This window comes from Sandaracinaceae bacterium, from assembly GCA_020633055.1.
Lineage (GTDB): Bacteria > Myxococcota_A > Polyangia > Polyangiales > Houyiibacteriaceae > JADJJE01.
The window spans coordinates 527,639-554,566 of record JACKEJ010000008.1 but is presented as its reverse complement, the minus strand read 5'-3'; the positions used below and the strand labels follow the sequence as shown (position 1 = coordinate 554,566).

Here is a 26,928-nt window from a genome sequence, read left to right as displayed (position 1 = left end):
CCCTACGTGCAGCTCGCGTCCGCGCACCACGGTGGGCACATGACGGGGGCACTGGTGCACGTGCCGTGTAGGGAGGCCTCAAGAGGCAGCCGGGGCGTGGTCCAGTAGCTTGGCTGCCCGAACGGGCACGAGGGGAAGTAGTTGCACACCAGGGCCTCGGCGTCGTTCAGTTGAACGCCGTCGAGGGTCAGGTCGCTGACCCCTGCCGCCGCAGCCGGCTGACCAATCCATGGCGACCAGTCGCGAAAGGAGTCTCCGGTGCTGGGACATCGAGCGCGCAGGCCGATGTCACCCGTTGTCGCGCTGAGGGGGAGCATCGCGAGCAAAGCCTCGCCGGGGCCAGTCGCTTCGACGAGTCCGTTGTAGTCGTACCCCAGCACCCACCCACCCCCCGGACACTCGGCGTGGGCTGCGGCCGACAACTGGAATCTGACTTGTCGACCGCAAGCGAAGCGGCTTAGGGCGGACGCCGTGCTGTAGTTGCCCGCGCCAGCGATCACGCCTTGTGGGGTCTCCCGCAGAAAGGGGTGATAGGTCAGTGAGGGAAGTCCTGACTGGCCAAGCACGACCGCGGGGCCCTGGACCACCTCGAAGGCGGAGTTCAGGCGCGTGATGGAAGGATACGGAGCGTTGGGCGGGTCGTACGTCAACGCGTAGAGCTGCCGACCGTCTGAGACGATGCGCGCGCCGTACGGGCCAGAGGTTGCTGCCCAGGCTTCAGCCGATACCTGCAGGGTTGCCCGGTCCAGCCTGAGAACCCGATACTCAGAAACGCTGCCCTCGCCAATCTGAACTGCGACGTAGAGATCGGCACCCGAAACGAGAAACGGATGCTTCAGGTCGGAGGCGATCTCTGGAGCCGAGTTGTTGTACATCGGAGGCAGCGAGACCGGACCCGTGAGCAACTGCCCGGTGCGCGAGAACCGCGCCAGCCTGTGATGGTACGCGCCGCCGCCGTCGTTTTCGGAGTACGCAATCAAGACGTCGCTCCCATCCACTTCAATCCAGCTGGACTGGATGGACGTGCCCGGCGCGACCGAGAAGAGCGTCGCCGTGACTCCGAGTAAGTTGCCGTCGACGTCGAAACGGCGCGCCACTACGTCTTGTCCCACTTGGTCCAGCCGCCAAACGACATTGTCCACGAGGCCGACGCCTGGGGACATGTGGGCCGAACTTGAGAAGAGCATCGTCGCGGGCAGGATGGGGGTCCCAACGCGGTCAAAGGTGGATGCAAAGACCGGACAAGAGCCGCAGGCGTAGGCGCGGCGCTGGCCCACGAGGACAAAGCGGTCGCCCGCCCACATCATGCGGTGGGAGTCGGTTGGCTGAAACACCGCCACGTCGGGGGTGCCGCTGAGCACGCTGTTCAGGTCACCTCCGAACACGCGAACGCGGTCCGTGTCCCCAGCCGTTCCCAAGCCATCGAGGTAGGCGTATGCGATGTCGCCCGAAGGTGAGCGCGCGATGGCGCGCGGCTCCGCCAACTGGCCGGTGACCAGCCGCCTGGTCTCAGGAAGCTCACCGTAGATGAACCCTTCGTCGACGCTGCCATCGAGGTCGTCGTCCAGGTAGTTGCAGGTCTCGGTTGCCGCGGCCGCTACACACCCGAGCAGGCCGTGCCCGTCACCCGACTGTCCCTGTGGGCAGGCGCACTCAAAGCTTGCGCGGACGTTGATGCATGTGGCGGAGGCGTGGCAGTCGTCGATTCCGTCGTCGCACTCATCCACGTCAGCGCAACCTCGGTCGCCGGACTCGTGGAGTCCGGTCGCGCAGTAGCCGCACACGACGTCGGAGCCGATGGCGTGGCAAGGGCGTGACACGTCACAGCCGCCGTTGGACAGGTCGCAGGTGTCGACCAGCCCGCCGTCTGCACTCGGGGCGCCGAAGTCTGGCAGCGCGGTAGGAGGCACATAGGCGCTGACGCAGCGGCCCGCCCGGCAGGTCTTGTCGGTGTCGCTGCAGATGACGCCACGGCATAGGGACTCGAACCGTACCGGAACCCGGAGCCGTCGATTCGGCATGAACCCCGAATGAACCCGCACGACGGCGACCGTGCGGCCGAGCTCGTCGGTCCCGACTAGCGTGAAGCGGTACGCACGCAGCGCATCGCGCCGGCGTGGCGCCAGGCTGAGCGTGTAGGGAAAGGCAACCTCCGTGACGTCGCGCTCTTCGCGGAGCACGAACGGGGTACCCTCCCCATCGTTGCCCCAAATTTCTACGTGGATGCCGTAGATGTCTCGCGCGAGGTCGGGGTCGGCGGAGATCTCGACCACCGCCTCGGTGGGAACGCGAACGTCCACGCAGCCCGCCAGGACGTACCCTTGCAAGGACACGAAGGACACGCACAGGTACACAAGGCGCGCCGCGCGCGTGGCAGCTGTCGGCGCGCGAGTCACGGGCGACTCCCGAGCGTGAACACGGTCTGTCCGAAGGAGGTGGGCGTGTACTCCTCGTAGCGAGTTCGCCCGGTGAGCAACACGGCCGACGTCGCGGCCCCCGCGACGACCAGCACGGCCACCGTGACACCAATGGCCATTCGGCGTCGGCGGGGCGACGGGGCTAGCTCGGATGGGGGCTGGAGCAGCGCCTCCCGTGCTTGAGCCTCGCGGGCACTTGCGGCGTCCCGCTCAGCCCGCATGCGCTCAGCCTCGCGCGCGGCGGCCTCTGCGGCGAGGCGTTCTCGCTCTGCGTCGCGTCTGGCGTCCTCCGCGGCGCGCGACGCCTCCTCTCGACGTCGGGCTTCCTCGCGATGCGCTGCGTCCATCGCGGCGCGATCGGTGAGCGCCTGGAGGATGATCTCCCGCCGACGTTCGGCGATGACCCGTGACCGCGCGCCGTGGTCCGTGGCCGCGACGTAGCGTCCATAGGCGTCGGCGGCCTCGTTCAACGCACCCAACCGGTCTGCCGCGAGCGCGATATTGTACAGCAGGGCAGGTCGAGGAGAGAGGTCGTAGGCCGCCCGGTAGAGCTCGAATGCCCGCAGAAACGCCCCGGACTCGTAGGCCCGCGCCGCCATCGCGGCCAGCGCACGCGCGTCTAGATCGGGGTCGAGCTCCACACCTGACACCCCGGGTGGCGCCACCACGGGTTCGAGAGCCAGCGCGATGGACGACGCCAGCGCGTCGACCAGACTTGAACACGCGCTTGAGCTCAGCTCGCGACGAGCGCTTTCGGGGCCGCCTCCAGACGCCGTGACGAACGTGCCTGAGTAGGTCCCGCCGGAACGTGTGATGGTCACGTGCAAGGTGACGTTGCCTCCCGCGACGACCGCGTCGCGGCCCAGCCGCGACGCAATCGCCGCGCGGAAGTCGCTCTCTGAGGGGCAGCTCGGCCCTGCGCCGCTCGCGTCGTATGTCAACACGCCCACGGTCGGCACCTGCGCGGCCGCCGACGACGCAAGCGCAACGAACAAGGGCAGCCAAGCCGCTGGAGCTGCCAGGATGAGAAGCCGGCGCCGACGGACCGTCATTCGTGCGACCCCAATTGAGGGCTTCCTGGAAACCTGTCCCGGAACGCCCCCGCAGCGGCTGCAGCGTTGGGGTCGCCGGCGACCCTACGGCACCGGACATCCAGCGCTTCTCGCTCCTCGACCAGCGCGCCTTCAGGAAACCGTCGCCGATGCTGCGCGACGAACGTGGCGCAGGACTCCGCGTCGCCCCGGCTCAACGCGATGCGCGCCCCGTCGATGAGCCGGCTCTCTTGCGTGAGGGTGTCCCTCCCACGAGGGGAGCGTGGTGAACCATCGTCCGGCACGTGCTCGTCCGGCGCCTCGCTTGCAGCCGGTTCCTGAGGCCGGTCCGAATTGACCGGAGGGGTGTCGGCTCCGGCGTCGACAGCTTGACCGCTGAGGTCGGCAGCGGTGTCTGGGGCGGCAAGGGCGACCGCTACCGCTGGCGACTCGCTCGGTTCTGCGAGTCTGGCACCCCCAGCGCCAAGGACCCCACCAAGGACTGCGGCTGGCAGCGCCAGGGTCAGCAACGCGCGTCCGAGCGTGATGGGCGTGCTGACCAATGAGGCCAGGCCACCGCCGTCGACGGGCGCCCCGCCAGTCCCACCGGTCCCCGCGTCGCCCGGTGGGGTACCCGAGCCCGAGGGATCGCTCCCCCCGTCACCTCCCGAGTCATCGGGGGGGGGTCGTCATCGAAGGGCGCATCCCAGTCCTCGTCTGCCAGCGCGCTTGGCAGCTCTGGAAGGACGGGGAGATCGTCGAGCCGCAGCTCAAGGTCGTCCAAAATTGACTGCAAGTCACCAGGCTTGGCAGCGCCGCTCTCCGCGGCGCGCCGTAGCGCGACCAGAGCCTCCTCCAGGGCTTCGTCCTTGGGGTCTTGGCTCATCCGCCCGCACCTCGGTCGAGCGCTTCGAGTGCGGCTCGAAACTTGGCGCGCGCCTCGCGATGACGCGTATAGAGCGTGTTTTCGTTCATACTCAGCGCAAGAGCCAGCTCTGGAACCGTCATCCGCTCAATGTCGAGCGCTACCAGGACTGCGCGATGATTGAACGAAAGCCGCTCCAAGGCCAAACGAACCCGCTCGGTGACCTCGTAGCGCGCAGTGGGGTCAACTGCCGAAGGTGGTTGTTCGGTGGCGTAGCGGGCGAGAAAACGGTTGCGTCGCGCGGCGCCCGCCCGAGAGTTGGCCACCACGCGAACGGCGAAGCCGAACGCGAAGGCACCGACGGGAACTCGACCGTCATAGCGGTCGCGCGCTTGCAACACTCGGATCAGCGTCTCCTGAAGAAGGTCCTTCGCCTCATCCTCGGACGCACCGAGCTGCCGAATCTGGTTGAGCAGGCGCGGCGCGTCCTCCTTCAGCGCACGCCAATAGGTGTCCTTCCTCCAGTCCGTCATGCGTTCCACGCGCTCCACGCCCCGACCCCGTGCGGCCTCATCGCGCTGCCCTTCTAGTTCCTCAGATGGGGACACTAGAGACAGGGGCTGCAGTCTGTCAATCCAAATGTCAAACAATTCCGTGGACCAGAAAATGCCGAATTCGCGCGTATTCGTCCCACGGAATCTGACACCTAATGACAAGAACTCCGGGGCGGGCTATTCCGCTGGACCGCCCTCTTCTATTCGCAGTCCAACCTAGACAAACGAACGGTTCGCCACTCTTGCCGACAAGGGGAAGGAGATGAAGGCGCGCCCCGAATTCGTTCCGCTGAACTTCTCAACTCACCGCCGGCGGACTGGGCTGGAGTGACGACCTCGCCCCGCGAAAGGTGGGCGCAGGCTAGGGCGGAGGCGCCTTCGCTCCAGTCGCGTCTGACTCTCCTCGGGGTACATGGGGCCGAGCAAAAAGCAGTCATCGAAGAGACGCTGGTGCGTGTGCTCCATGCGCAACAGCCCGCCCTCCCCATGGGCGTTGCCCTCTTCGGCATGGCCATCCGAGTCGTCTCCGCCCGACGCGGCGAGCTACAAGACGCGTCAAAACTCGCAGATGCGGCCACGGACGCGGATCGCAAGAGCGGACGAAAGGAAGATGAGAGCGTTATTGTTGCGCTTGGGAAATTGCCATTCAAGCTACGAGCCATCCTAGTTGGTGTTGATCTCGCGCAATTTACAACGCGAGAGATCGCGCTGACTCTGGGCCTTGACCTGGCAGAGGTGGAGCGCCTACTCCAAGACGCGCGAACCTCGCTCGCGACATTGCTGCGAGACGGGCGAGACGGATGAAAAAGAAGATTGACTGCGCGCAGTTCGTGGTGGCTGAAGAACTGGTGGTCCCGGCGGACTGCGAATTCAGGCCATCAGGGAATCCTGTGAGCCTGCAAACTGGCACTGAGCGCGCGAGCTTCGCGGGGCCGTAGGGCTCGTCGGTCCAGCAGCGCCGGACCACAGGCCGCGTCGCAGTCCCTCCCCATCCAGGCACACCCGGGTGTCCTCTATAGGAGCACGCGGGCCTTGCTCGGACCCTCCCCCGAACGGGGGATTCCGCTGACGTGGGTGGGGCACGCAGTCTGTGGGCAGCGCCATCCCCTTGTCCGGCGCGTTGGACCGCTACGGAAGAGACGCCATGACCGACCCCCGCCTGACCGCCTGCCCGGTGCGCCGCCGAGCCGTGACTTCGCGCACCGCCAACCCTTCGCGCCTCGTCGGATGGACGCCTGCGTTCGTGGTCTTGCTAGCGGCGCTGGCAGGGGTCGGCTGCGGCGGGGGGGTTCCGGTAGAGGACTGCGCGACGGGCACGTACGACCACGACGATGACGCCGCGACGGCGTGCGTGGCGTGGACGGTGTGCCGCGCCGGGGAGTACGTCGGCGCTGCGGGCACGGCAGACACTGACCGAGAGTGCGCAGCGTGTGACGCGGGCGAGTACGCGACGACCATCAACGCCGCGAGCTGCAGCGCGTGGACGGGGTGCGTGGCGGGGGAGTACGTGAGCGCGGCGGGCACGGCAGCGAGCGACCAGGTGTGCACGGGGTGCACGAGCGGGACCTTTGCGGCGGGCGCTGACGCGGCTGCCTGCGTGGCGTGGACCGAGTGCGTGGCGGGCACGTACGTGAGCACGGCAGGCAGCGCGAGCGCCGACCAGGTGTGCACGGCGTGCGCGGAGGGGACATACACGTCGGGCCCCAATCAGACGGTGTGCGTGGCGCTGACGGGCTGCGCTCCGGGGACGGTGCAGACGGTGGCGGCGACGATGACGGCGCCAGCGGTGTGCGAGGCGTGCAGCCCAGGGCAGTACTGCGCGGGAGGCGAGGTCGCGGCGGCGGCGTGCGACGACGGGGACGGCACGTGGGACCACGACGGCAACCCAGCGACAGCGTGCGTGGCGCGCACGGCGTGCTCAGCGGGGACGTACGTGTCGGCCGAGGGCGGCGCGACCACCGATCGGAGCTGCACGGCGTGCGGGGCCGGGACGTACAGCGCGGGCAGCAACGCCGCGAGCTGCACGGCGTACACGGGGTGCGTGGCAGGCGAGTACGTGAGCACCGCAGGCACAGCGACGAGCGACCAGGCGTGCACGGCGTGCGCGGACGGGGAGTACAGCGACGCGGCAGACGCGTCGAGCTGCAGCGCGTGGCGCACGTGCACGGCCGGGCAATACGTGACGGGGGCGGGCAGCGCCACTGCGGACCGCACGTGTGGCGGGTGCGCGAGCGGGAGCTACAGCGACGCTGAGAACGCGGCGAGCTGCACGGCGTACACGACGTGCGTGGCGGGCGAGTACGTGCTGGTGGCGGGGACCACGGTGAGCGACCGGGCGTGCACAGCGTGCGCGACGGGGACGTACACATCGGGCCCAAACCAGACGACGTGCGTGCCGGTGGGCGCCTGCGCGCCGGGCACGGTGGAGACCGCGCCTGCGACGATGACGGCGCCGCCGGTGTGCGCGGACTGCAGCGCGGGCGAGTACTGCGCGGGCGGCGCGGCGGCGGCTGCGGCGTGCGACGACGGGGACGGCACGTGGGACGACGACAGCGACCCGGCGACGGTGTGTGTGGCGCGCACCACCTGTGCGGCGGGGAGCTACGTCGCCAGCGAGGGAGACGCCACCAACGACCGCACGTGCACGGCGTGCGCGACGGGGAGCTACAGCGCCACCGAGAACGCAGCCAGCTGCAGCGCGTGGACCACGTGCGTGGCGGGCGAGTCCGTGGGCACGGCGGGGAGCGCCGCGGTAGACCGTGCGTGCAGCGTGTGTGTCACCGGGACCTACAGCACGGCGGACAACGCCCCCAGCTGCACAGCGTGGGCGACGTGTGTGCCCGGCCAGTACGAAGAGACGGCGGGCAGCGCGAGCGCGAACCGCGTGTGCACGGGCTGCGCGAGCGGCAGCTTCAGCACCGGGAACAACGCAGCGAGCTGCACCTCGTGGCAGACCTGCGCGGCGGGCACGTACGTGAGCAACACCCCGTCGGACACGGTCGACCGCGTGTGCATGGGCTGCGCCGCCGGGACGTACACGGCCACGACCAACCTCTCCATGTGTCTGGCGCACGGCATGTGTGCGGCGGGCACGGTGCAGAGCGCCGCGGGGACCAGCACCACGGCGCCGGTGTGCGACGCGTGCAGCCCGGGGGAGTACTGCGCAGGCGACACCACGCCCGCGGTGGCCTGCGGCGGCAGCACCTGGGACCACGACAGCGACCCGGCCACGGCCTGCGCCACCCGCACGGACTGCTCAGCGGGGCAGTCGGTGATGAGCGACGGGAACGCCACCACGGACCGCAGCTGCACAGCCTGCGCGGGGGGCACCTACAGCACGACCACGAACGCGGCGACGTGCGCGACGTGGAGCGAGTGCGTGGCCGGTACGTACGTGAGCACAGCCGGGACCGCGACCAGCGACCAGGCGTGCACGGCGTGCGCGAGCGGGACGTACTCCACCGCCCCGAACCAGACCATGTGCCAAGCGCACGGGTCCTGCGCCGCGGGCACGGAGCAGAGCGCGCCGGGGACCAGCACCACGGCGCCGGTGTGCGACAACTGCAGCGCGGGCGAGTACTGCGCGGGCGGCTCCACGGCGGCGGTGGCCTGCGTGGGCAGCACCTGGGACGACGACGGCAACCCGGCGACGGCGTGTGCCACGCGCACGAACTGCGTGGCGGGCCAGTCGGTGGTGAGCAACGGCGACGCGACCACGGACCGCAGCTGCACGGCCTGCACCGCGGGCACCTACAGCGCGGGGACGAACGCCACGAGCTGCGCGACGTGGAGCGACTGCGCGGCGGGCACGTACGTGAGCGCTGCGGGAAGCGCGACGAGCAACCGGGTGTGCACAGCATGTGCGTCGGGGGAGTATAGCGATATCCTGAACGCGGGCAGCTGCACCGCATGGGCCGCCTGCGGCCCAGGCCAAACGGAAGCCATGCAGGGGTCGGCCACGACCGACCGAGAGTGCGCTGCGTTGCGGGGCCGGATCAGCGCAGGAGGACAGCACACCTGTGCTGTAGACGCGAACGCGGACGTGGTCTGTTGGGGGTACAATTTCCAGGGCCGCAGCACGGTCCCCGGAGGGCTCGGGACGATAGTGCAGGTCGCGGCGGGTCAAGGCAGTACATGCGCGCTGAACGACGCAGGGGTGGTGACGTGCTGGGGGGCCGATGGGAACGGCCAGAGCACAGTGCCTGGCGGGTTGGGGACGGTGGCGCAGGTCGCTACGGGATACAGCCACACGTGCGCCTTGAACGATGAAGGTGCTGTGACGTGCTGGGGGTTTGACGGGTATGGCCAGACGACGGTGCCCGGCGGGCTGGGGACGGTGGTACAGGTGGTGGCGGGTGGGAGCCACACGTGCGCACTCGACGACGCAGGTGCGGTGACATGTTGGGGGAACAACGCTCAGGGCCAGACGACGGTGCCCGGCGGGCTGGGGACGGTGGTGCTGGTCGCGGCGGGCGCAGACCATTCGTGCGCGGTGAATGATGCGCGTGCAGTGACGTGCTGGGGGTTTGACGCGTATGGCCAGACGACGGTGCCCGGCGGGCTGGGGGCAGTGGTGCAGGTCGCGGCGGGCTGGCGGCACAGTTGCGCATTGAACGATGCGGGTGCGGTGACGTGCTGGGGGGACAACAGTCAGGGCCAGAGCAGCGTGCCTGGCGGGCTGGGGACGGTAGTGCAGGTCGCGGCGGGTGAGAACCATACATGCGCGCTGGACGATGGTGGTGCGGTGACGTGCTGGGGGCGCAACGCGGCTGGCCAGACGACGGTGCCGGGGGGGCTGGGGATGGTGGAGCAGGTCGCGCCGGGTCAGAACCATACGTGCGTGTTGGACGCCGCGAGCGCGGTGACGTGCTGGGGGGAGAACGGGGCTGGCCAGGCGACGGTGCCCGGGGGGCTGGGCACGGCGGTGCAGCTCGCTGCGAGCTTTGGCCACACATGCGTGGTGAACCTTTCGGGCGTAGTGACGTGTTGGGGATACGACGGGTTTGGCCAGACGACGGTGCCCGGGGGGCTGGGGACGGTGGTGCAGATCGCGGCAGGTTCGAGCCACACATGCGCGGTGAACAGTGTGGGCGTGGCGTCGTGCTGGGGGTACAACGCCTTCGGCCAGGGAACGGTGCCGGGCGGGATCGGAACGGTTGAGCAGGTCACGGCGGGTCAGAACCACTCATGTGCGGTAGACGATGCCGGGACCGTCACGTGCTGGGGGCACAACGGCCAGGGCCAGACCGCGGTGCCGGGCGGAATGGGTACGGTGGTGCAGGTCGCGGCGGGTGTGATCCACACGTGCGCATTGAATGATGCGGGTGCTGTGACGTGCTGGGGGTACAATGGGTACGGCCAGAGTACGGTGCCGGGCGGGCTGGGTACGGTGGTGCAGGTCGCGGCGGGCGGCGGCCACACGTGCGCATTGAACGATGCGGGTGCGGTGGCGTGCTGGGGGGACAACAGTCAGGGCCAGACGACGGTGCCCGGGGGGGTGGGTACGGTCGTACAGATCGCGACTGGGCGTGACTACACGTGCGTCGTGGACAACGCGAGTGCGGTGACGTGCTGGGGGCTCTATGTTCACCCGGCTGACCTCCAGATGTGACGTAGCGAGCTTCGAGGCATCGGTGGACGCGGTGGCAGCGTCCCCCCGGCCAAGCTAGTCACCGTGAGTGGCGTCGCGTGAAATGGCGGGCCTCCGATCACGAGTCGTGATGGACGCGGCGCTCCCGCGCTCCAGCGCCGGAGACGACGACGCCCGCCAGGGTTCCGGGCGGGTGTCTTGAGTCAGAAGATGTCGGCGTCTGGGGCCGCGCGCGGGGGCGGGATGGCGAGGTCGACCACGTAGTCGAGGTAGGCGTGCGTGGCCTTCGAGGAGCGCGCGAGGGCGGTGCGTAGGCGACGGGCGAGGCGCACCTCGGTGGAGGGGCAGCCCTCGATGCGCTCGAGCGCGTGGACGACCACCAGGGCGGACTCGGCGGCGTTGACCACGGCCAGCAGCGCGACCAGAGGCGCGGTCTCTGGGGCGCAGTAGATCACCCGAGGGTCGAGGGGATTCACCGCTCGCGTCCCGCTGCGCGTGCCGGAGTCGGCGTGGCGAAGACCTCGAGGAAGAGCCTCTCATCGAGCCGCGGGAGGTCGCGCTCGGCGGCGACGGTGAGCAGCTCGTCGGAGAGGTTCATGGGCACGCGGTAGTCGCCCGCGGCGTGCTCCGCGAGGGTGGTGCGCAGCTCGGTGGTCATGAGCTGGGGAGCACCCCCCTGCGTCGAGGAGGTGGCTGACTGCGGCGCGCCGGGTCCGCGATCCGCAGTCCCGCGTACTTCCGATCGAGCTGGTGGAGTTCGAGCTGCATGATCACGGCATGGGCACGTCGGTTTGGCCCGCGGCGTTGTCCCCCCAACACCGCACGGCCCCAGCGCTAGTCACAGCGCACGTATGACTACCGCCAGCCGAGATCCGTCGGACTACGCCGAGGTCTGACGGTACGTTCGTTGCGCCGTAGGTGCCGCGTCCCCAACACGTCGCAGCACCAGCTTCGTTGATGGCGCATACGTGAAAGTTGCCCGCATCGACCTGCGCCACCTGGCCGACTCCCTGCGGTACGCTGGTCTGCCCGTCGACGCTGTACCCCCAGCAGGTCAACAACCCGAGATCGTCCAGCACACACACAAAGCCGCTCCCGACAGCGACCTGAACCGGAGCTCCCGTTGTGGCGGGAGTCACCGTCTGGTTGTTGGCATTCCAGCCCCAGCACCGGGGTACCGACAGGTCATCGATAGCGCACGAGTTGTACCGGCCGCCGGCGAGGTACACGACCGCCCTCAGGTCGGTCGGCACCGAGACTTGCCCATGCGCGTCATCCCCCCAGCATCGAACGGCCCCTTCAGTATCGAGTGCGCAGCTATGACCCTGTCCACTGGCGATCTGCTGCACCGTTCCAAGGTTAGACGGAACGGCGGTGGTGCCGCCGCTCAAGCCCCAGCAAGTCACGTGCCCCGTGGCGTCCAGTACGCAGGTCGCCAAGCGGCTCGCCACGACCTGTACGATGTGGCCGAGCCCCGCCGGAACGGTAGCCTCGCCGTAGTTGTTCCCCCCCCAACACGAGACCTCGCCTGTGGTGTCCAAAGCGCAAGTATGCCCAACCCCGGCGGATACCTCCACGAAGTGGCTACAGGTGGCAGCGGGGTTGTGGGTTGGGACATATACCGGACACACAACGGGCCCGGCGCTGCCACCGGCGCAATACTCGGACGCCGTGCAGCGCTCGCAGTTTCCACCACCTACGGGGGCATACCCCGGAGCACAACCATTCGCGCGCGTGCACGTCGGGGGGGCGCCGCTCTCGTTCTGACAAATCCAGAACGCCGGATCGCCACATTCACCGTTGTTCAACCGGCACTCATCGATATCAGTGCAGCTTGGAGGTCCGCCGACCATGTTCGTGCACTCGACATAGTCCGCGTCCCCGCACTGTCCGTTGTCCTCCGCGCACTCGTCGATGTCTGCGCAAGCCTTCACGTTCGCCGCCAACTCCCACCCGTCGCGGCAGGAGCAGTGATAGCCCCCCGCGTCGTTCGTACAGGTGTGGTCGCAGCCTCCATTCCAACCATCCTGACATTCGTCGATGTCCGTGCAGGAGCTGCCGTCTCCCCTGTCATCGGAATAGCCAGGGGGACAGGAGCCGCAGACAGTTCCACCGAACGCCACAGTGCATGTCACGAGCGGATCGCATCCACCGTTGTCCACCATGCAGGCACCCCCGCCCTGATCCACACTCCCCCCTCCGTCCATGTCGACTACGTCGCTGTCTGGTGGGCCCGAGTCGCCGTGCGCATTCCCGTCCAGCCATCCGAAGTCGAACTGGGTTCCCGAGCTATCAGCGGCCGCGTCCGCCGGCATCCCTCCGTCGGGCGCGTTCCCTTCGCGATAGCAGCGCTGTGCGACGCACTGAAACCGCGCGGGGCATTCACTGTCCGAGGAGCAGGAAAAGACACCGCCGCGAATCTCCACGGAGCAACCCACAAGGAGCCAGGCGACTAGTCCGCAGACCAGGACCGTCGCGTTTGGAGGAGTTCGAGCGCCGCTGTCGGTGCCGGCGCGGCGGCGAGACTTCGACTTCAGCGAGCGCGTGGCGGCGCGCCACCGCTCGCCTGCTCGCCTACGGGTTTGGGACATCTCTCTGACCATGGCTGTTGCTTCCCCAGCATCGGAGGGTGCCCCCGTCGTCAATGGAGCACGTGTGGTAGCCCCCAGCGGACACCGAAGCCACGCTCCCAAGATCGCTTGGGACCTGGCTTTGGTTCTCGGCGTTGGCGCCCCAGCAGCGCGCGGAGCCGCTCAAGTCCACCGCACAGCTGTGGTTGCGGCCCGCAGAGATATGCGCCAGGGAGCCTAGGTCGGTGGGTGTTGCTGCCTCACCGTAGGTGGACGACCCCCAACACCGGGGGCTTCGTGAGGCCTGGACCGCACAAGCGTGGTAGCCACCCGCGGAGATCTCGCGAGGATGCTCGAGGTCCGAAGGCACGTTGGTGACCCCGCTCGAGACTAGTCCCCAACAGGTCACGTTCCCTGCACCGTCCAACGCACAGCTCACCGAATCGCCCGTCGAGACCTGCACCACGCCCTGCAGAGTGGTCGGGACATCGGTCTGACCGGACGAGCCGAGCCCCCAGCACACCACCGCCCGGACTTCGTTCAATGCACAGGTGTGGAAGTTGCCGGCGGATACCTGCAGAACGCGCCCGAGCCCGGTCGGTACGTCGGTCTGGCCATTCGCGTTGTAGCCCCAGCAGGTCACAGTTCCTTGATCGTCGAGCGCGCACGAGTGAATCCCCCCCGCGGAGATCTGCACGACGGTGCCTAAGTTGCTCGGCGGCCCGCCCGCAGCCGGAGAACCGAAACATGTCACGCCTCCCCCGTCACCGAGTGCGCACGTGTGGTAGAGGCCGGCGCTCACCTGGGCATACCCACCGCACGGCTCAGACGGATCATGGGTTGGAACGAACACGGGACAAGTCTCGGGCGGGGTCGCGCCACCGGCGCAGTATTGAGTCGCGGCGCAGGCGATGCAGGTGCCTCCGCTTCGCGCATGCCCCGCGGCGCAGGCGCACTCGGGTTCTCGAGCGATCCGGTTTGTGCATGTGTAGTAGCGAGGATCGCCACAGCCGCCGTTGTCTACCGAGCACTCGTCGAAGTCGCTGCACGACGTTCCATCTCCGAGTTCATCGACGTAGCCGGGAGGGCACGCGCCACAAACCGGAGCACCGGAGGAGTCGTCACAAGTCGTGAGCGCGTCGCAGCCGCCGTGGTTTTCCGCACACAGGCTCACGCCGACGTCCTCGCCCACCGAGGCATCGCTAGGTCCAGCATCGCTCGGGGTGGTCCCGGCATCACGAGGATCCGACCCCATGTCTTCGGTGGCGCCAGCGTCCTCAAGAACGGCGTCCCGATAGCACCGCCCCGCATAGCAACTCCATCTGTCTGGGCACTCCAGCTCGCTGACGCATGCGAACACGCCACTAGGCAGCTCGATCGAGCATGCGCCGACCAGCAGCAAGCCGAGAACGACTAGATGCCTCCTTCCCATCGACTCAAAAACTTCCCCGCAGTCGCAGGCCACCCGGGAGCAGCTCGACGCGAGCGCTCGCGCCGTCGGGCGAACCGCGCCCAGCGATCGCCCAAGCGATGCCCACACCCGCTCCTGCAACGCCGACCCCTAGGAGAACGAGGCCCGCGTTGCGAAGCGGATCCGCGTGGCGCGCATCGCTCGACACGGCACTCCAAGCGGTTCCCTCGGTTGCCTGCTCAACGTTGGCAGCTTTGCGTTGCCCCACAACGAAGAGGACAGCGCCGGCGCCTAGCAGCGCAGCTGAGCCCCCGGTCAGCGCCCACCCAACTGACCCACCGGAGGCGGTGCGCTCAGGCGCCGTCGCGAGGGCCGCTGCTTCGAACTCGGCATCGGGCGCCGCTGGGACGAGCACGGCGTCGGAGGCGGGCGCCGCCTCGCCCTCCGGAAGAGCCGAGTCCTCGCGCGGCACAGGCCCGCCGTCCTCCTGGGCTCGCGCCGCCTCCTCCTGGGCTCGCGCCGCCTCCTCCTGGGCTCTCGCCACCTCGGCATCGCGCGCTTCTCGGGCAGCGACCTCGCGCCTCAGTACGTCGATGCGCGCCGTCACGTCGTGGCGATGTGGCGTGTCATCAGGCGTCTCGGCAAGGAAGCGCTCAAAGGCGTCGAGCGCAACTCGATCCTGCCGGAGCCGATCCGCGCTGATGCCAATGTTGAACAGGAGCTGAGGGCGCCGACTGAGCTCGTAGGCCTCTTCAAAGTACCTAAGAGCATCTGCATAGCGGGCGTCCGAAAAGGCCGCCTGACCCGCTTCGAACAGACCACGCGCCTCCTGGTCGTGGAGGGCTTCTACCTGCGCCTGGGCGACGCTCGAGGCGTTGAACAAGGCTACGAACATGATGGCGAAGACGCCGAAAACAAGCAATCTTTGAAACATGTGCGCTCCGGTCGTTGATTGGCCATCATCAAGCGGCATCCAGCGATGAACGGGCTCTGATGACGGTCGTCGTGTCGACTGACGGGAAGTCGCTCTCGACGAACCGGGAGACTATGGGGGTACGGTGCCCTGGGTACCATCCCCCAAACGGGGGACACGAGCCATTCGGCCGGGATGGGTGGATCACCGCCGCGCCCACCCCACGCCGAAGAACGGCTCGTAGGGTGTCGTAGCCCGCTTTCCAGCCGTGTCATGGGACGACAAGACTCGTCACCGTGTTTGCGTTCTCCGCGCCTCCTCCACATCCGCCCCCGCTGCGCTCACGGCGCCCTTGGATCCTCCGTGTGGACCCGTCGGGCATCAGGATATCCAGGGTAAAGTTCGTTGGTCGACGTATCGAGTACGGGTTGACGCACAGGCGGTACGTTCCACGGGTTGCGCCGGTCGCCCAGAACACGTTCTCGGGGCCAACACCGCTCTGGTCGTCACGGTCGAGCTGTCCGCCGTCGGAAGAAGAACGACCGGCGTAGGATATGTGCGCGCCGGTGGGAGTGAAGACGTGCAGGTCGAGGTCTCCGGGCGTATCCCATGTGAGGGTGAAACGCAGCTCTCCGGTGCCCACGCACGCCCCCCCGATACATGTCTGACCCGAGGCGCAGCTGGCGTCGGAATGACAGGCCCCGAGCGCTCCAGTGGTCGTCGCCACAGGCGCGGACCCAACCTCCACGGAAGCGACGACAAGGGGGGAGCTTGCGTCGCAACCTGACTGGCCTGCGCTGCGCACACCCTCAACACGTCGTGTGCTCCCGTCCGGTGTATGCAAGTCCAAGACGAAGGACGTCGGCGCGCGGACTGAGTATGCCGCCACGCAGATGTTGTAGCGCCCTGGCGTCGGGTAGCTGCGCCAGAAAGCGTTCTCAGGTCCGGTACCATGCATGTCGTCCCGATCCAGGACGCCACCGTCGGGGGTGGCGCGGCCACCGTAGTAGAGGTGCTCACCGGTTGGTGTGTACACGTGCAAGTCGAGATCGCCGGGACGATCCCATGTGAGCGTGAACCTGAGCTCTCCAGTCCCCACGCAACTCCCGTTGACGCAAGCGCCGCCGGCAGCGCAGTCCGCGTCCTGGTTGCACGAGCCCGCCCGCCGCGTTGGCTCGACGGTCGGACGTGGGGTGAGGGGCGCGCGCGCCGCGTCCGACCCCACCAAGGGCGTAGGTCCTACGTCCAGTTGAATCACCTCCAGGTCGACGAGCTGAAAGCCCGCTCGGTAGACGTCACGAGCGGTGCTGGGGGCGATGAATTGCCCGCTCGGACCCACGAACATCTCGTCCCAATCGGGACTCCCCGCCATCGACATACCGAACCGGTCGCCGGGAAGCGGGATCTCGTCGACGCCAAACAGCACGTAGATGTCGCCGCCAATAGAGCTCGCTACACGAGCACGGAACTGGATGCGGTGGATCCTCCGCTCCGGTGTCGAGCTGACCCACGCCATCGCAAACTGCTCATGCGGCTCGCCCATCAGCGCGCCGAATCGGTACCGCAGCCGGAGGTACTCGACCCCGCGCGACGCGAGGTCGCTGTTGGTCAAGCAGAGCTCTCCCGAAAACCGATAGGGCTCCCTTTCGATGATGGGAGCCGGAGCGCTTGGACACGCCCTCTGGGCCTTCGCGGGTGCGGAAGCAAGGCAGGCGCTCCACAGGCTGGTCAGCGACGCGGCTAGCAATGACAGACGTGATAGTCGGCGAAAGGTCATGAGAGGTCTCCTCGTGCCGACCGTCCATGGCTTCCGCTCCCCCGCCTATCCCCCGAGTGGGGGATGGTGCGCCGTCAGCTCAGCGGCAATGCTCGGCGCAGCTCGATGCAGAGAGTCGAGTCTGGGCTTTGCCACGAGAGTAGTGGCTTGCATGTATGTGAATCATACGATCGGAGATCGCGGATGAGATATACGGTGGTGTGTCAGGTGATCGTGTCAGTGTTTGCGTTGCTATCTGGATGCTCCGCGAACTACTTCAGTCTTCGAACATCGTTCGCAATGGACAATGATGATGCGCGCCATCCAAGGGTTGTTGTCTCCCCCACGGGTGCTGAGTACATTGCACAAGTCCGGACTGTCGCCATTCGACCAGACGCGCGCTGTAGAGACTACCTAGCTGGAGAAGGGCAGTCGGACACGGAGGCCCAGCTCATGCACCTGCGCTGTGGCGTGCCCATGGCCGCACTTGAGAGCGCTTTCGCGCAAGAGGGGTACCGGGTCATCTACTGGTCCGCCATCGAGCGCCGAGCGGAGCAGCGACGGCCGCGACCGGAGGTGACGTGCACCGCCGAAGGCGCCTGCCCCAACACCTACACCCCCAATGGCGGCGACATCCTCGAAGTCACCGCCGCGGAGATGGGCGTCGACGTCCTCATCACCGTCAACTCGCTTGAGTGGGGCACGTCGACGGTTGCGTCGCAAGCCAATTGGACGCGCACGTACCACCGCGCGACGCGGAGCGGCGTTGAACTGGGCGACTATCTCGCGCGGCCCGGGGTCGCAGACGCAATGGATAGCTTTCTTCGTGCTCAGGAAGACGGCATCTCACGTGCGGCGATGCCGTCCGTGTCCGTGGACATCACGGCCCACTACCTAGACGCCGACCAGCATGATCACGAGAGCTTCTTCTTCTACCGAGAGACCCGAACCCTGAACAGCAGCGACTGGTCCGAGCGCCGGTACTTTGTGAGTTGTGGGTCGCACAAGGTGGGACGCTTGTTCCACCGTCGCGTGGTGTGGTCGTGTTCCACGGCGACCCCGAGGCCCAGCAATGAGGACACGAGGCCGCCCCGCTCTGGGAGCGAAGACTCTGTCGCGCTCGATACCGGCGACATGCAGAACCGTACCTTCGTCTGGCGCACGCTCACAGGCAACATCATGGACGATGTCGCCCGGAGCTTCCGGAATGGCGGCGTCACGCCTGGTGCCGCACGCGGGATGCCTGTCGTCGCCCCCGCCGCTACTCCGACGGCCCCCGCAGCGCCCGCCGCAGACGCAGACGCTCCGGAATGGATGCGTTGATGCTGTCTGTCCGACCGGCAAGCAGTCTTGTCCACGTCGTGTGCGCGGTCGCTCTCGTCGCTTGCGGAGGTTCGTCAGGTCCCGTGATCTATGATCAGAGTGACGCTGCCAGACGTGCCGCGCTTGGGTACGATGAAGCGGTCGATGATTCACCATCGACACGCGACTACCAGGCGCTCGCACAGGGTTACTCCGTTCCCGGTGACCAACGCGCGACGCGGTCGCGCTCAACACAGGCGACACCGCCAATGTTCCGGCTGGTCCCCGGGGGCACCGACGAACGTGGCACACCGCCTGCCCAAGAACAGCCGCCGGAGTCGGGAGCTTCAGCACTACCTGTTCGCGTATCCGAGCAGGCACCAGGGCCACTCGATGGTGCTTTCGTGCCCGAGCCTGTAGACGCAGCGTCACCTCCGGCGGGGCGCGAACTGGAGACCACCTTCACGCTGCCTCACCCCGACGACGAGGTCGAGCCGCTTCGCGCGCTCGGCGTGTACTTTGCGTTTGCGCTCGGCATCGCAGGAACGCCAACGGGCAAGGCAGTCGCGGTAAGCGCACAGCTTGGTTGGGAAAGGCGACTGAGTGCGCTGGACCAGCAGGTGGCTCTGGGTTGGAACGTGGAGGTCTACAACGCGGTCGACCCGTTCGATCCGTTCGACGGGGAGTTCGATCTGTACAACGGCCTCAGACTGATGGCGACAGGCGCCTATGCCATGCAGAAGCTCCACGTTCGCATCGGGCTCGGACTCTCCGTCAACGTCCAGCGGTGCTCGAACTGCTCGTCCAATTCCTCATTCCGCCAGTCTACGGACGCCGGCCCGGGTGTCGCCCTGAGCCTGGCCGCGGCGCTTCATCGCTCGTCGCTGCGTCCTACGATTCAGTTCTCCACAGAGCTGACTGGTGTCGGTCGTGGGTCTCGCCTCCCAATGCTCACACTTGGGCTTTCCTTCTAGAGGGACTGCAATGGAGACAGCTATGTGCGTTAGGACATCCCCACGCGTGTGGGGTTCGAGTCGTTCGAGTCGACTCACCACACTCGGGATCCTGGCGGTCCTGCTCACGTCCTTCTTGGACAGCGCGTCTGCCAACGCACAGACATGCGAAGCCGGCAACGTGGCCACGTGTGACGCCGTCGGAGACTGGCACATTCGCTCACGACAAGACTTCCGTCGTGCGGCAGAGTTGTATCGAATTGGATGTGACGGAGACGTTGCGTCGAGCTGCGGACGCCTCGCCGCGCTCTATCGGTTGCGACCTGAATTCGGTGTCGACATTGCCGGAATCAACAACTTCCTCGTACGCGCGTGCCTCGGTGGCCACCGAGTCAGCTGCGAGACCTTTTCCGCCAACCACTTGGCCGACCGCGATGGCGCCCGCGAGCACGCCCGCGCTCGCGCCACGCTCTCAAGAGCCTGCGAGGATGGAGTGGCCGAGGGGTGCGTCGCGCTAGGGGATACGCTGGCGACAGGTGCCCGGGGAGCACGCTTGAACCCCGCCATAGACGCCTATCAACGGGGCTGTCGCATGCGGTCGGGTGCCGGCTGTGCAGGCCTCGCGCGCGCCTTGCGCGCGAGGTCGCGAGGGGACGACGCGGTCCGAGCGTTGGAGGCGGCTGTGTACGGCTGTCGGGTCGGCAGCACCGACGCCTGCGGGCTTGCCGGGCTGTGGCACACGGAGGCGGGGGACCACGTCGCCGCCGCGCCGGAGTTGGCCCGAGGCTGTGATCCAGAGCACGGCGCGGTGTGCGACGCGCTGGGCCATAGCCTGGTTGCCGGACTCGGCGGCTCGGTTGACCGCACGCGTGCTGAGGCCGCCTTTGCCACCGCATGCTCGGCCGACATCGCCGCTGCATGCGGTCAGGCTGGGCTCTTGTTGCGCATGCGAGCACCCGCCGACGCGGCCCTACCAGGCCTCCTGACACGCGGCTGCGATGCCGGCCTCACGCCGGCCTGCCAGGGCGTCGGCGAGCTCCTGGCCGGCCGTGGCGACTACGCTGGGGCGACGCCCTACCTCCAGGGCTCGTGCGATCGCGGCGACGGAGCAGCCTGCCTCCGCCTGGCGCAGATGGTGGCGGCGGGCCAGGGACAGTCGGCGGACCAAGGACGAGCGACGGATCTGCGTTTGGCGGCGTGTCGTGCCGGGCGAACCGAGGTCTGCGAGGAAGCGGCGTTGGCGTCCATCTCAAGGAACCCGCGCGCCGCTCGCCCGATCCTTGAGGCGGCCTGCGAATCGGGCAGTCAGCGCTCCTGCGTGGCGCTGCTTCCGGGCACCCGCGGACGAAGCCTGGCGCCGCTTCAGCAGCGCGCTTGTGAGCTGGGCCATCTCGAGAGCTGCGGAGCGCTAGGACTGGCGGCGATGAGGCGTGACCCGGAGTCGGCGCGCGACCAACTTGAACGGGCCTGCGCACCGGAGCGAGCTGACGCCTGTGCCGGGCTCGCGACCCTCCTGTCGAGCACGCGCGGTGGCGACGTGGACTTGGAGCGCGCCCTAGCGGCGGCCAACATCGCGTGTGCGGGGGAAGCCCGCGGAGGTTGTGCGACGCGAGACCGCATTACCGCGAGCATCCAGGCCGCCTCGACGCCAGCGGAGCCCGCCGCCTCGGAACCCGCCGTCGTCGCTGCTTCGCCGATGGTTCACGAGCAGCCCGCCGCTGTCGCGGAGCTCCCGACCGCCCCGCCGGAGCCCGCTGTCCCGCAAGAGCCCCCAGTGGTGCCGTTGCAGCAACGCTGCTTTCGGCAACGCGACTACGCGGCGTGCCTCGAGATGGGCCGCGCGTTCCTTGAGAACGACGACGTTCGCCGGGCTCGACCCTCCCTCTCCAGGGCTTGTGACGGCGGGTCGGCGGAGGCGTGTCACGTGCTGGGTGATGCCCTGATCTCGCTGGGGCGGTCCGGCGCTCGGGATGGCGCGCGCTTTCTCATGAGGGCGTGCGACGGGGCAATCGCGACCGCCTGTCGCGATGCGGCGCGCAGCGTGTCCGAGCGCAGCGACCGTCGCGCGATTCGAGAGCGTCGGGCCGCCCTTGAAAGCGGCGCACGTCTGGAAGACCCAGAGAGTCGCGCGCGACTTGCGGAGGTACTCGAGGGTGAACTCGACGCGAGTCACGAGCCGCTAGATGGGGAGGATGACGCAGCGCACCGCCGGATCGCGGTTCTCTACGGACAGGCCTGCCTCGCGGAGTTCGATGGCGCCTGCGAGCGAGGCAGCCGTTTCGTGCAGGCCCATCCCGGAAGCCAGGCACTCGATGCTCCGGGACTCGCGCTTGAGCGCTTCCAGTGCAACGGAGGTCGCGCGTCAAACTGTGCTCGTCTTGGGCATGCGCTCCTGGGGAGTGAAGGCATCGAACGCGACGAGGCGGCGGCGTTGGTCGCGCTCGAGCGAGCCTGCCTGGGGGGCGAAGCGGGCTCGTGCGAGGCCGCGTCAGATCTTGCCCGCAGCGGCGGTGCGGGGGCGCCGCGTCTCCTGGCGTTGCTTCGTGGTGGTTGCCTTGGCGGCGCGCTGGACTCGTGTGTGGAAGCGGCCGAGCTCTTGCTCACGGATGAGTCGGTGGACGTCAGCGATGCTCGGGGCCTGCTGGCGCGTGGCTGCGAAGGCGGCGTCCCACGCGCTTGCGCACTCGAAGGCGACCTCTTGTCGAGGCGCCTCGACCAGGAGGAGCTCGCCATCGAGCGCTATCGCGTGGCCTGTACCGCGTCCGCCACGGATGGCTGTGCCGGTCTGGTGCACTTGTGCGTGCGCGGCCGCCTAGCGGCATGCGAACGCATGGCGGAGTCCTGTGAGTCTGGTGCAGACGGTGAGTGTGCTGCGGAGGGTGCCCGATGAGCTCCACAATGCCCGTTATTCGGTGGAAGTTGCCGTACCTGAGCGCTCTCCTGTGGTTGGGAATGCAGGGCGTGGCTCACCCGGCGCTTGCTCAACCGCACGATGCGCTCGCCCGCGCGGAGGCGTTCTCCGACGCAGGGCAAGACGAGGGCGCCGAGACCATCTTGAGGGCTGCGCGACAAGAGGCTGGCACTCCACGCCTTGCCGCGGCTCATGCCTTGGTCCTCATGCGCCTGGAGCGGTGGGCCGAGGCCGAGCATGCGCTCAGCCTAGCCCTCGCTGGCGACCCGGACCCCTGGGTCAGCGAACACCGCGAGGCCCTGCGAGAGGCCCTGCACCTACTGCGCGCGCGCGTCGTGCTGCTCACCCTGGCCATCACCCCGCCGCGGGCGAACGTCACGCTTGATGGCGTCGCAGTTGACGACCGCACATCCCCATTCTCCATCGACCCGGGTCCGCACCGCTTGGTTGTGTCGGCTCCCGGATACCAGACACACGAGCAGGAACTCGTTGCGGTGCCCGGGCAAGCCCATCAACTCGCAGTCGTGCTGGAGGCCAGTGGCTGTGAAGACCCTGCCATGGTGCGTATCGACGGCGGCGGATGCTGCTGGCCGGGTCAGCGCTGGGAGTCCGCGGAGCTAGGCTGCAGCGGCCCACCTCAGTGCCCCGCGGGCCTCAGCGTAACGGAGTCCGGTTGTGCCCCCGAGGCTTCCCCTCTATACAGCGCGCCCCGCACACGCGGCTTCAGGTTCTCTCTCTTCGGTGGCGTGACGCACTTTGTGCGCGATGACAGCTCGCTCTTCCGTCCACGGGCTGACGCGGGGGGCGAGGGCCTCTCCTACGGCGTCAACGCGGGGATGCGCATGGGCTACCGCCTGCACCGCTTCTTTGCGCTGGAGATCGGTGGCGGGGTGGCCGTGGTTCAGCCCTTCGAGGGCTGGCCCACCGTCGCCGAGGGCACGTCGCCCGTGAACGCCGACTCGGGTGACGCGCTGACCTACTCTGCGGGCATCTTTGCGACCTTTCATACACGCCCGGATGGAGGGGGAGCGTTTGACCTTGTCTTCGGCGCGGGCTTCGAACCGCTCCTGCGGATGCGCTTGGTAGGTGACACCACCAGCACCGTTGCGGCATTCGGCGTGCCTCTGGAGCTGGGTTTTAGTCTGTTCGCGGGCGACGTGTTCTCCTTTGACTTTCGCGGCCAGTATCGCATCTGGCTACCCCAGGAGGTCTGCGCCACGGACGCGCTCACTTCGCAGCGTTCTTGCGCGACCGGCGGTCTCCGCGTTGAGTCCGCGTGGGCGGCCACGTTTGGGTTCAGCCTTCAGATCTGAGGTCGACGTCTGCGGTCTCCTCTGGCCGGGCCGGACACTTGTCTGGAATCCCGGACGCCCAACCCTCCCCAGTCCGCTCCCCCGGACAACGCGAGCGGTTTTTGCGGCAAATTGCGCTGGCACGCCACGTGTACTGCATCCCCCCATGCAAGCGGAGCACAACGGTTTCTGGGTCCTCAACACGCGCGGCGAGGTGGTCTTCTCCACGCACACGGAAGCGGCTGCGCAGCGCCCCCGGCGCTCATGGGTGGCCGCGGTCTACGACGCCCTCACCGACGCGCCGCACTGCTCTCTGCTGCTCCCCACCGATGGCGTCGAGCTTGAGGCTTGGCGGATGCTCAGCGCCACGGGCGCCGACGACCCCGAGGGTCCGGCCATCGCCCTCTGCGTCCGCCCCGCGGCCTCGACAGCGACGCCGCTACCCGACTCCCCAGACCCCCTCTTCGCCGACGCGTCCATGACCCCACGTCAGACCGAGGTCAGCGAGTACGCGGCCAGCGGCGCGACCGTCGGCGAGATCGCCTCGCACCTGGGCATCAGCACCGAGACGGTGCGGTCGCACCTGAAGAACGTGTACCGCAACCTCGGCGTCGCGAACCGCGTGGAGCTCGCCCGCGCCATGGGGCAGCTCCACGCGCTGTCCGCGTAGGGACAGGGACGGTGCGCTAGCCGTGCCTGCGCAGCGCCGGGCGCGCGGCACCGGCCTCCGACTCGAACATGCCCAGCGCCTCGCAGACGGCGCCTAGCGTGGCGTCCGCGTCCTCGTGGTGCACCAGGTGTCCCACGTTGGCCACGACGTCCAGCCGCGCGCGGGGCAGCCACTGGAGCGCCTGCATGGCCAGCGTGTGCGGCGTGTTCACGTCCAGGTCGCCGACGCGCATGTACACGGGGCAGCCCACGTCGCGCAGCCGCTCGGACCAGTCGGGGTCCTTTGCGATGGCCTCGAGCTCCCCGGCCACGGTCTCCGCTGCGATGCCTTGCAGCTGCGCCAGATACCTAGCCGGCACCTCGGGGCGCATGCTCGCGAAGTCGCTCGTGAACAGGCCTTCCACAACGGACGCCCACATGTCCGCGCCCCCGCGCAGCGCGCCAATGGCCCCCCACCATCCGTCGCGCAGCGTCTGCACCACCAGCGGCAGCGGCCCCAAGGCCACGATGCCCCACGGGCTGAGTGTCCCTCGCTGAACCCCCCGGAACGCGCGGTAGCTGCCCCCGCTCACGCCCAGCAGGCTGTAGCCCTCGGGCGCCAGGGTGCTCAGCTGAGCCCCAAGCTCTCGCTCGATCCCGTCGAGGTCGTACCGCCCCAGGCGCGCGGGCTCACGGCCGTACCCCGGCAGGTGCACCAGATGCACACGCCGCGTCTCCGCGAGCGCCCGGACCAGCCCCTCAAGGTCGCTGGGCTCCTGAGGGGTCCCATGCAGGACCACCACGCTGTTCCCCTGTCCATACGAGTCGATGTGCACGTCCGCTCCCTTTCCGCACGCTGCGGTCGGTCTACCTCGACGACCCACGCGCCGTCTGGATCCCTAGCGGGACTGAGCGCCGACGCCCATCCCCCAAGTGGGGGATGGGTTCGTGCCTCCGCGTCACGCACAACCCATGGAATGAAAGGCACCACCATGGAGGCGCGGGAGGACGCGCGCCGCGGGCAGCTGCTCCACGCTGCGCCGCCACGGGGCTCGCATGCCTAGCGTCTACGACCCTCGCTCCGGGCGCTGGTGGACGCATGACGGAGTCGCGCCGGCGGAGGCCGCACCGTCGGCGACGCGCGCCACGATCGTCCCGTTGCGTGGCGAGAGCGGCGAGCTCTGGCTCGTGCTTCCCCAGAAGCGCAGCGGCGCGAGCCCCTTCGATGGCCTCAGCCCTCGGCAGCGGCAGGTGGCTGAGCTCGCGGCTCTGGGGTCGTCCGCGAAGGACATCGCGGTGGCGCTCGACGTGGGCTACGAGACCGTCCGCACGCACCTCAAGAACATCTACCGCATCCTGGGCGTGGGCTCGCGCACCGAGCTCGCCCGGGTCGCGCGCGGCGACCTCATGCTGCATGCGCCCTCCGCCGACGCGGCGATCGTGGACGGACCGCCCGGCTGAGCGGCGCCCGCTACTCCCCGCCTCGCGGGTGACACGAGAAGCACGCGAAGCCCGTGCCCGCCTCGGCGTCGTACTCGTCCACGCCCAGGATGCCGCGCATCTCAGGCACCAAGTGGTTGTGCATGAAGCGCACCATCAGCGGGAACTCCTCCACCATGGCGCGCTGCTCGGGCGTGCCCGTGGGGTACAGCGCGTACAGGTCCGGGTTGGGCATGGCCCACTCGCGCTCGGCGCCGCGCTCGCCGTGGCAGGTGGCGCAGCTCACGCTCGCGTAGCGCTCGGCGTCGAACCCCTGAAACAGCGCGCGCGCGGCGGGCAGCACCTCGGTGGACATCACCGCCATGCGCGCGTCGTGGTCCAGCTCCGACCAGCGCCGCGCCTCGGCCTCCACCTGCGCGCCCTCACTGCCGTCTCTGGGCGGTGCACAGCTGAGCGCTCCACCGCTCAGCAGCCCTAGCACCGTGGTCCATCCGCAGAGTCGTCGTGTGAGCGCGCGCATGCGGTCAGCCTACCTCAGACCCGCTGCGCGCGGCTCCCTTCAGCGCGTGCGGCAGGCGCGGTTGGTCTCCACCGACACGCCGGCCAAGTTGGCGCTGCACGCGTTGGTGTACGTCGTCCCGTCGCAGCCGCACACCCGGCGCGCGCGCGTCTCGCACTCGGTGGGGCGCTCCGCGCAGGTCCCCGGTGCATCGGCTCGGCCGCAGCTGGCGCCCGCAGGGAAGTCGCAGAACAGCCCCTCGGCGCAGGGCAGCGCGCCGCGCGTGCCGCAGGTCTCGCCCAAGGCGGCCTCGGTCGGAGGGCAGGCGCCCTCGCTGGCTACGGCGACGCCCTCCAGCGCGGCGCTGCACGCGTTGGCGTAGGTCTCGTCGTCGCAGCCGCAGATGGGCGCGTCGCTGGCGTCACACTCGCTCGGGCGCGCGCGGCACACGCCCGTCTGGTCGGCCGCCCCGCACGAGGCGCCCAGCGCGAAGTTGCAGTACTCGCCCTCACGGCACTGCGCGCCGCTCAGCCCGCCGCAGGGGCGGTCGGCCGGGCACGCGCGCACTTCCCACTCACAGGTCGTGGCGCTGGTGCGCACACACTCCCCTGTGGGTCCGCCACGTGACGCCCCATCGGAGCACAGAGCCATGGCGCCGCTTGGACGCGGGCCACAGTCTGCGGGCGCGCAGGGCGCGTTGGCCGGGTCCTCGACCGGCGGCGCGGCGCCTCCACAAGACGCCACACACGAAATCAAAAGCAACGAGAGCAGCAGGT

General features: G+C 68.5%; 20 protein-coding genes. 8 read left to right on the top strand and 12 right to left on the bottom strand.

Features of this window, described 5'->3' with window-relative positions:
* Positions 1–2 precede the first annotated feature (2 nt).
* Positions 3–2,396, bottom strand: coding sequence for a hypothetical protein (locus H6726_19140; GenBank protein MCB9659772.1), 2,394 nt, complete (start codon positions 2,394–2,396; stop codon positions 3–5).
* Positions 2,393–3,367, bottom strand: coding sequence for a hypothetical protein (locus H6726_19135; protein ID MCB9659771.1), 975 nt, complete (start codon positions 3,365–3,367; stop codon positions 2,393–2,395). The genes H6726_19140 and H6726_19135 overlap by 4 nt, the downstream gene beginning before the upstream one ends.
* Before the next feature lie 470 nt (positions 3,368–3,837).
* Between H6726_19135 and H6726_19130 the strand changes: the two genes are divergently transcribed.
* The gene (locus H6726_19130; protein MCB9659770.1) at positions 3,838–4,014 is read left to right on the top strand and encodes a hypothetical protein; all 177 of its coding nucleotides are present in this window, start codon (positions 3,838–3,840) and stop codon (positions 4,012–4,014) included.
* A gap of 316 nt (positions 4,015–4,330) precedes the next feature.
* Here the strand turns inward: H6726_19130 and H6726_19125 are convergent, their stop codons facing one another.
* Complete coding sequence (locus H6726_19125) at positions 4,331–4,855, bottom strand: sigma-70 family RNA polymerase sigma factor (GenBank protein ID MCB9659769.1); 525 nt, start codon at positions 4,853–4,855, stop codon at positions 4,331–4,333.
* A 1,156-nt stretch (positions 4,856–6,011) separates the two neighbouring features.
* On the opposite strand from H6726_19125, the gene H6726_19120 reads away from it, so the two are divergent.
* The gene (locus tag H6726_19120) at positions 6,012–10,478 is read left to right on the top strand and encodes a hypothetical protein (GenBank protein ID MCB9659768.1); all 4,467 of its coding nucleotides are present in this window, start codon (positions 6,012–6,014) and stop codon (positions 10,476–10,478) included.
* 182 nt (positions 10,479–10,660) lie between these two features.
* On the opposite strand, the gene H6726_19115 is transcribed toward H6726_19120, so the two are convergent.
* The 6 genes from H6726_19115 to H6726_19090 all read right to left on the bottom strand — a co-directional run bounded on the left by H6726_19115 (position 10,661) and on the right by H6726_19090 (position 16,963).
* Entirely contained in the window at positions 10,661–10,933 is a 273-nt protein-coding gene (locus H6726_19115) for a hypothetical protein (protein ID MCB9659767.1), read from the bottom strand.
* Complete coding sequence (locus H6726_19110) at positions 10,930–11,115, bottom strand: hypothetical protein (GenBank protein MCB9659766.1); 186 nt, start codon at positions 11,113–11,115, stop codon at positions 10,930–10,932. Before H6726_19110 ends, H6726_19115 begins: the two co-directional genes overlap by 4 nt.
* A 112-nt stretch (positions 11,116–11,227) precedes the next feature.
* Positions 11,228–12,622 carry a hypothetical protein gene (locus H6726_19105; protein MCB9659765.1) on the bottom strand — a complete coding sequence of 465 codons (1,395 nt, stop codon included), beginning with the start codon at positions 12,620–12,622 and terminating at the stop codon, positions 11,228–11,230.
* A gap of 409 nt (positions 12,623–13,031) precedes the next feature.
* Entirely contained in the window at positions 13,032–13,829 is a 798-nt protein-coding gene (locus H6726_19100) for a hypothetical protein (GenBank protein MCB9659764.1), read from the bottom strand.
* A 634-nt stretch (positions 13,830–14,463) separates the two neighbouring features.
* Positions 14,464–15,372 carry a hypothetical protein gene (locus tag H6726_19095; protein MCB9659763.1) on the bottom strand — a complete coding sequence of 303 codons (909 nt, stop codon included), beginning with the start codon at positions 15,370–15,372 and terminating at the stop codon, positions 14,464–14,466.
* A gap of 250 nt (positions 15,373–15,622) precedes the next feature.
* Positions 15,623–16,963 (bottom strand): hypothetical protein, encoded by a 1,341-nt coding sequence (locus tag H6726_19090; GenBank protein ID MCB9659762.1) that lies wholly within the window; start codon positions 16,961–16,963, stop codon positions 15,623–15,625.
* 348 nt (positions 16,964–17,311) lie between these two features.
* Here H6726_19090 and H6726_19085 point away from each other — a divergent pair, with 348 nt between their 5' ends.
* The 5 genes from H6726_19085 (at position 17,312) to H6726_19065 (ending at position 24,235) form a co-directional block, all read left to right on the top strand.
* Positions 17,312–18,430, top strand: a complete 1,119-nt coding sequence (locus H6726_19085; GenBank protein ID MCB9659761.1) for a hypothetical protein — start codon at positions 17,312–17,314, stop codon at positions 18,428–18,430.
* A 383-nt stretch (positions 18,431–18,813) separates the two neighbouring features.
* Positions 18,814–19,383 carry a hypothetical protein gene (locus H6726_19080; GenBank protein MCB9659760.1) on the top strand — a complete coding sequence of 190 codons (570 nt, stop codon included), beginning with the start codon at positions 18,814–18,816 and terminating at the stop codon, positions 19,381–19,383.
* A 2,557-nt stretch (positions 19,384–21,940) separates the two neighbouring features.
* A complete protein-coding gene (locus H6726_19075) occupies positions 21,941–22,252 on the top strand; it encodes a hypothetical protein (protein ID MCB9659759.1) in 312 nt (103 codons plus the stop codon).
* A 71-nt stretch (positions 22,253–22,323) separates the two neighbouring features.
* Positions 22,324–23,586, top strand: coding sequence for a hypothetical protein (locus H6726_19070; protein MCB9659758.1), 1,263 nt, complete (start codon positions 22,324–22,326; stop codon positions 23,584–23,586).
* A 145-nt stretch (positions 23,587–23,731) separates the two neighbouring features.
* A complete protein-coding gene (locus H6726_19065; GenBank protein MCB9659757.1) occupies positions 23,732–24,235 on the top strand; it encodes a hypothetical protein in 504 nt (167 codons plus the stop codon).
* A 16-nt stretch (positions 24,236–24,251) separates the two neighbouring features.
* Here the strand turns inward: H6726_19065 and H6726_19060 are convergent, their stop codons facing one another.
* Positions 24,252–25,049 (bottom strand): alpha/beta hydrolase, encoded by a 798-nt coding sequence (locus H6726_19060; GenBank protein ID MCB9659756.1) that lies wholly within the window; start codon positions 25,047–25,049, stop codon positions 24,252–24,254.
* Between the two features lie 220 nt (positions 25,050–25,269).
* Between H6726_19060 and H6726_19055 the strand changes: the two genes are divergently transcribed.
* Positions 25,270–25,674 carry a helix-turn-helix transcriptional regulator gene (locus H6726_19055; GenBank protein ID MCB9659755.1) on the top strand — a complete coding sequence of 135 codons (405 nt, stop codon included), beginning with the start codon at positions 25,270–25,272 and terminating at the stop codon, positions 25,672–25,674.
* Between the two features lie 10 nt (positions 25,675–25,684).
* Here H6726_19055 and H6726_19050 read toward each other — a convergent pair whose 3' ends face one another.
* Together H6726_19050 and H6726_19045 are read right to left on the bottom strand one after the other, a co-directional pair.
* Positions 25,685–26,173 (bottom strand): hypothetical protein, encoded by a 489-nt coding sequence (locus H6726_19050; GenBank protein ID MCB9659754.1) that lies wholly within the window; start codon positions 26,171–26,173, stop codon positions 25,685–25,687.
* Positions 26,174–26,212: 39 nt separating this feature from the next.
* On the bottom strand, positions 26,213–26,752 hold the full coding sequence (locus H6726_19045; GenBank protein ID MCB9659753.1) for a hypothetical protein: 540 nt from the start codon (positions 26,750–26,752) through the stop codon (positions 26,213–26,215).
* Positions 26,753–26,928 lie beyond the last annotated feature (176 nt).

Excerpts from the sequence above, each read along its gene's own strand:
- H6726_19120 (MCB9659768.1), top strand. The coding sequence starts at position 6,012 with ATGACCGACCCCCGCCTGACCGCCTGCCCGGTGCGCCGCCGAGCCGTG.
- H6726_19110 (MCB9659766.1), bottom strand. The coding sequence starts at position 11,115 with ATGACCACCGAGCTGCGCACCACCCTCGCGGAGCACGCCGCGGGCGAC.
- H6726_19105 (MCB9659765.1), bottom strand. The coding sequence starts at position 12,622 with ATGGTGGACAACGGTGGATGCGATCCGCTCGTGACATGCACTGTGGCG.
- H6726_19095 (MCB9659763.1), bottom strand. The coding sequence starts at position 15,372 with ATGTTTCAAAGATTGCTTGTTTTCGGCGTCTTCGCCATCATGTTCGTA.
- H6726_19085 (MCB9659761.1), top strand. The coding sequence starts at position 17,312 with ATGAGATATACGGTGGTGTGTCAGGTGATCGTGTCAGTGTTTGCGTTG.
- H6726_19065 (MCB9659757.1), top strand. The coding sequence starts at position 23,732 with ATGCAAGCGGAGCACAACGGTTTCTGGGTCCTCAACACGCGCGGCGAG.
- H6726_19055 (MCB9659755.1), top strand. The coding sequence starts at position 25,270 with ATGCCTAGCGTCTACGACCCTCGCTCCGGGCGCTGGTGGACGCATGAC.
- H6726_19050 (MCB9659754.1), bottom strand. The coding sequence starts at position 26,173 with ATGCGCGCGCTCACACGACGACTCTGCGGATGGACCACGGTGCTAGGG.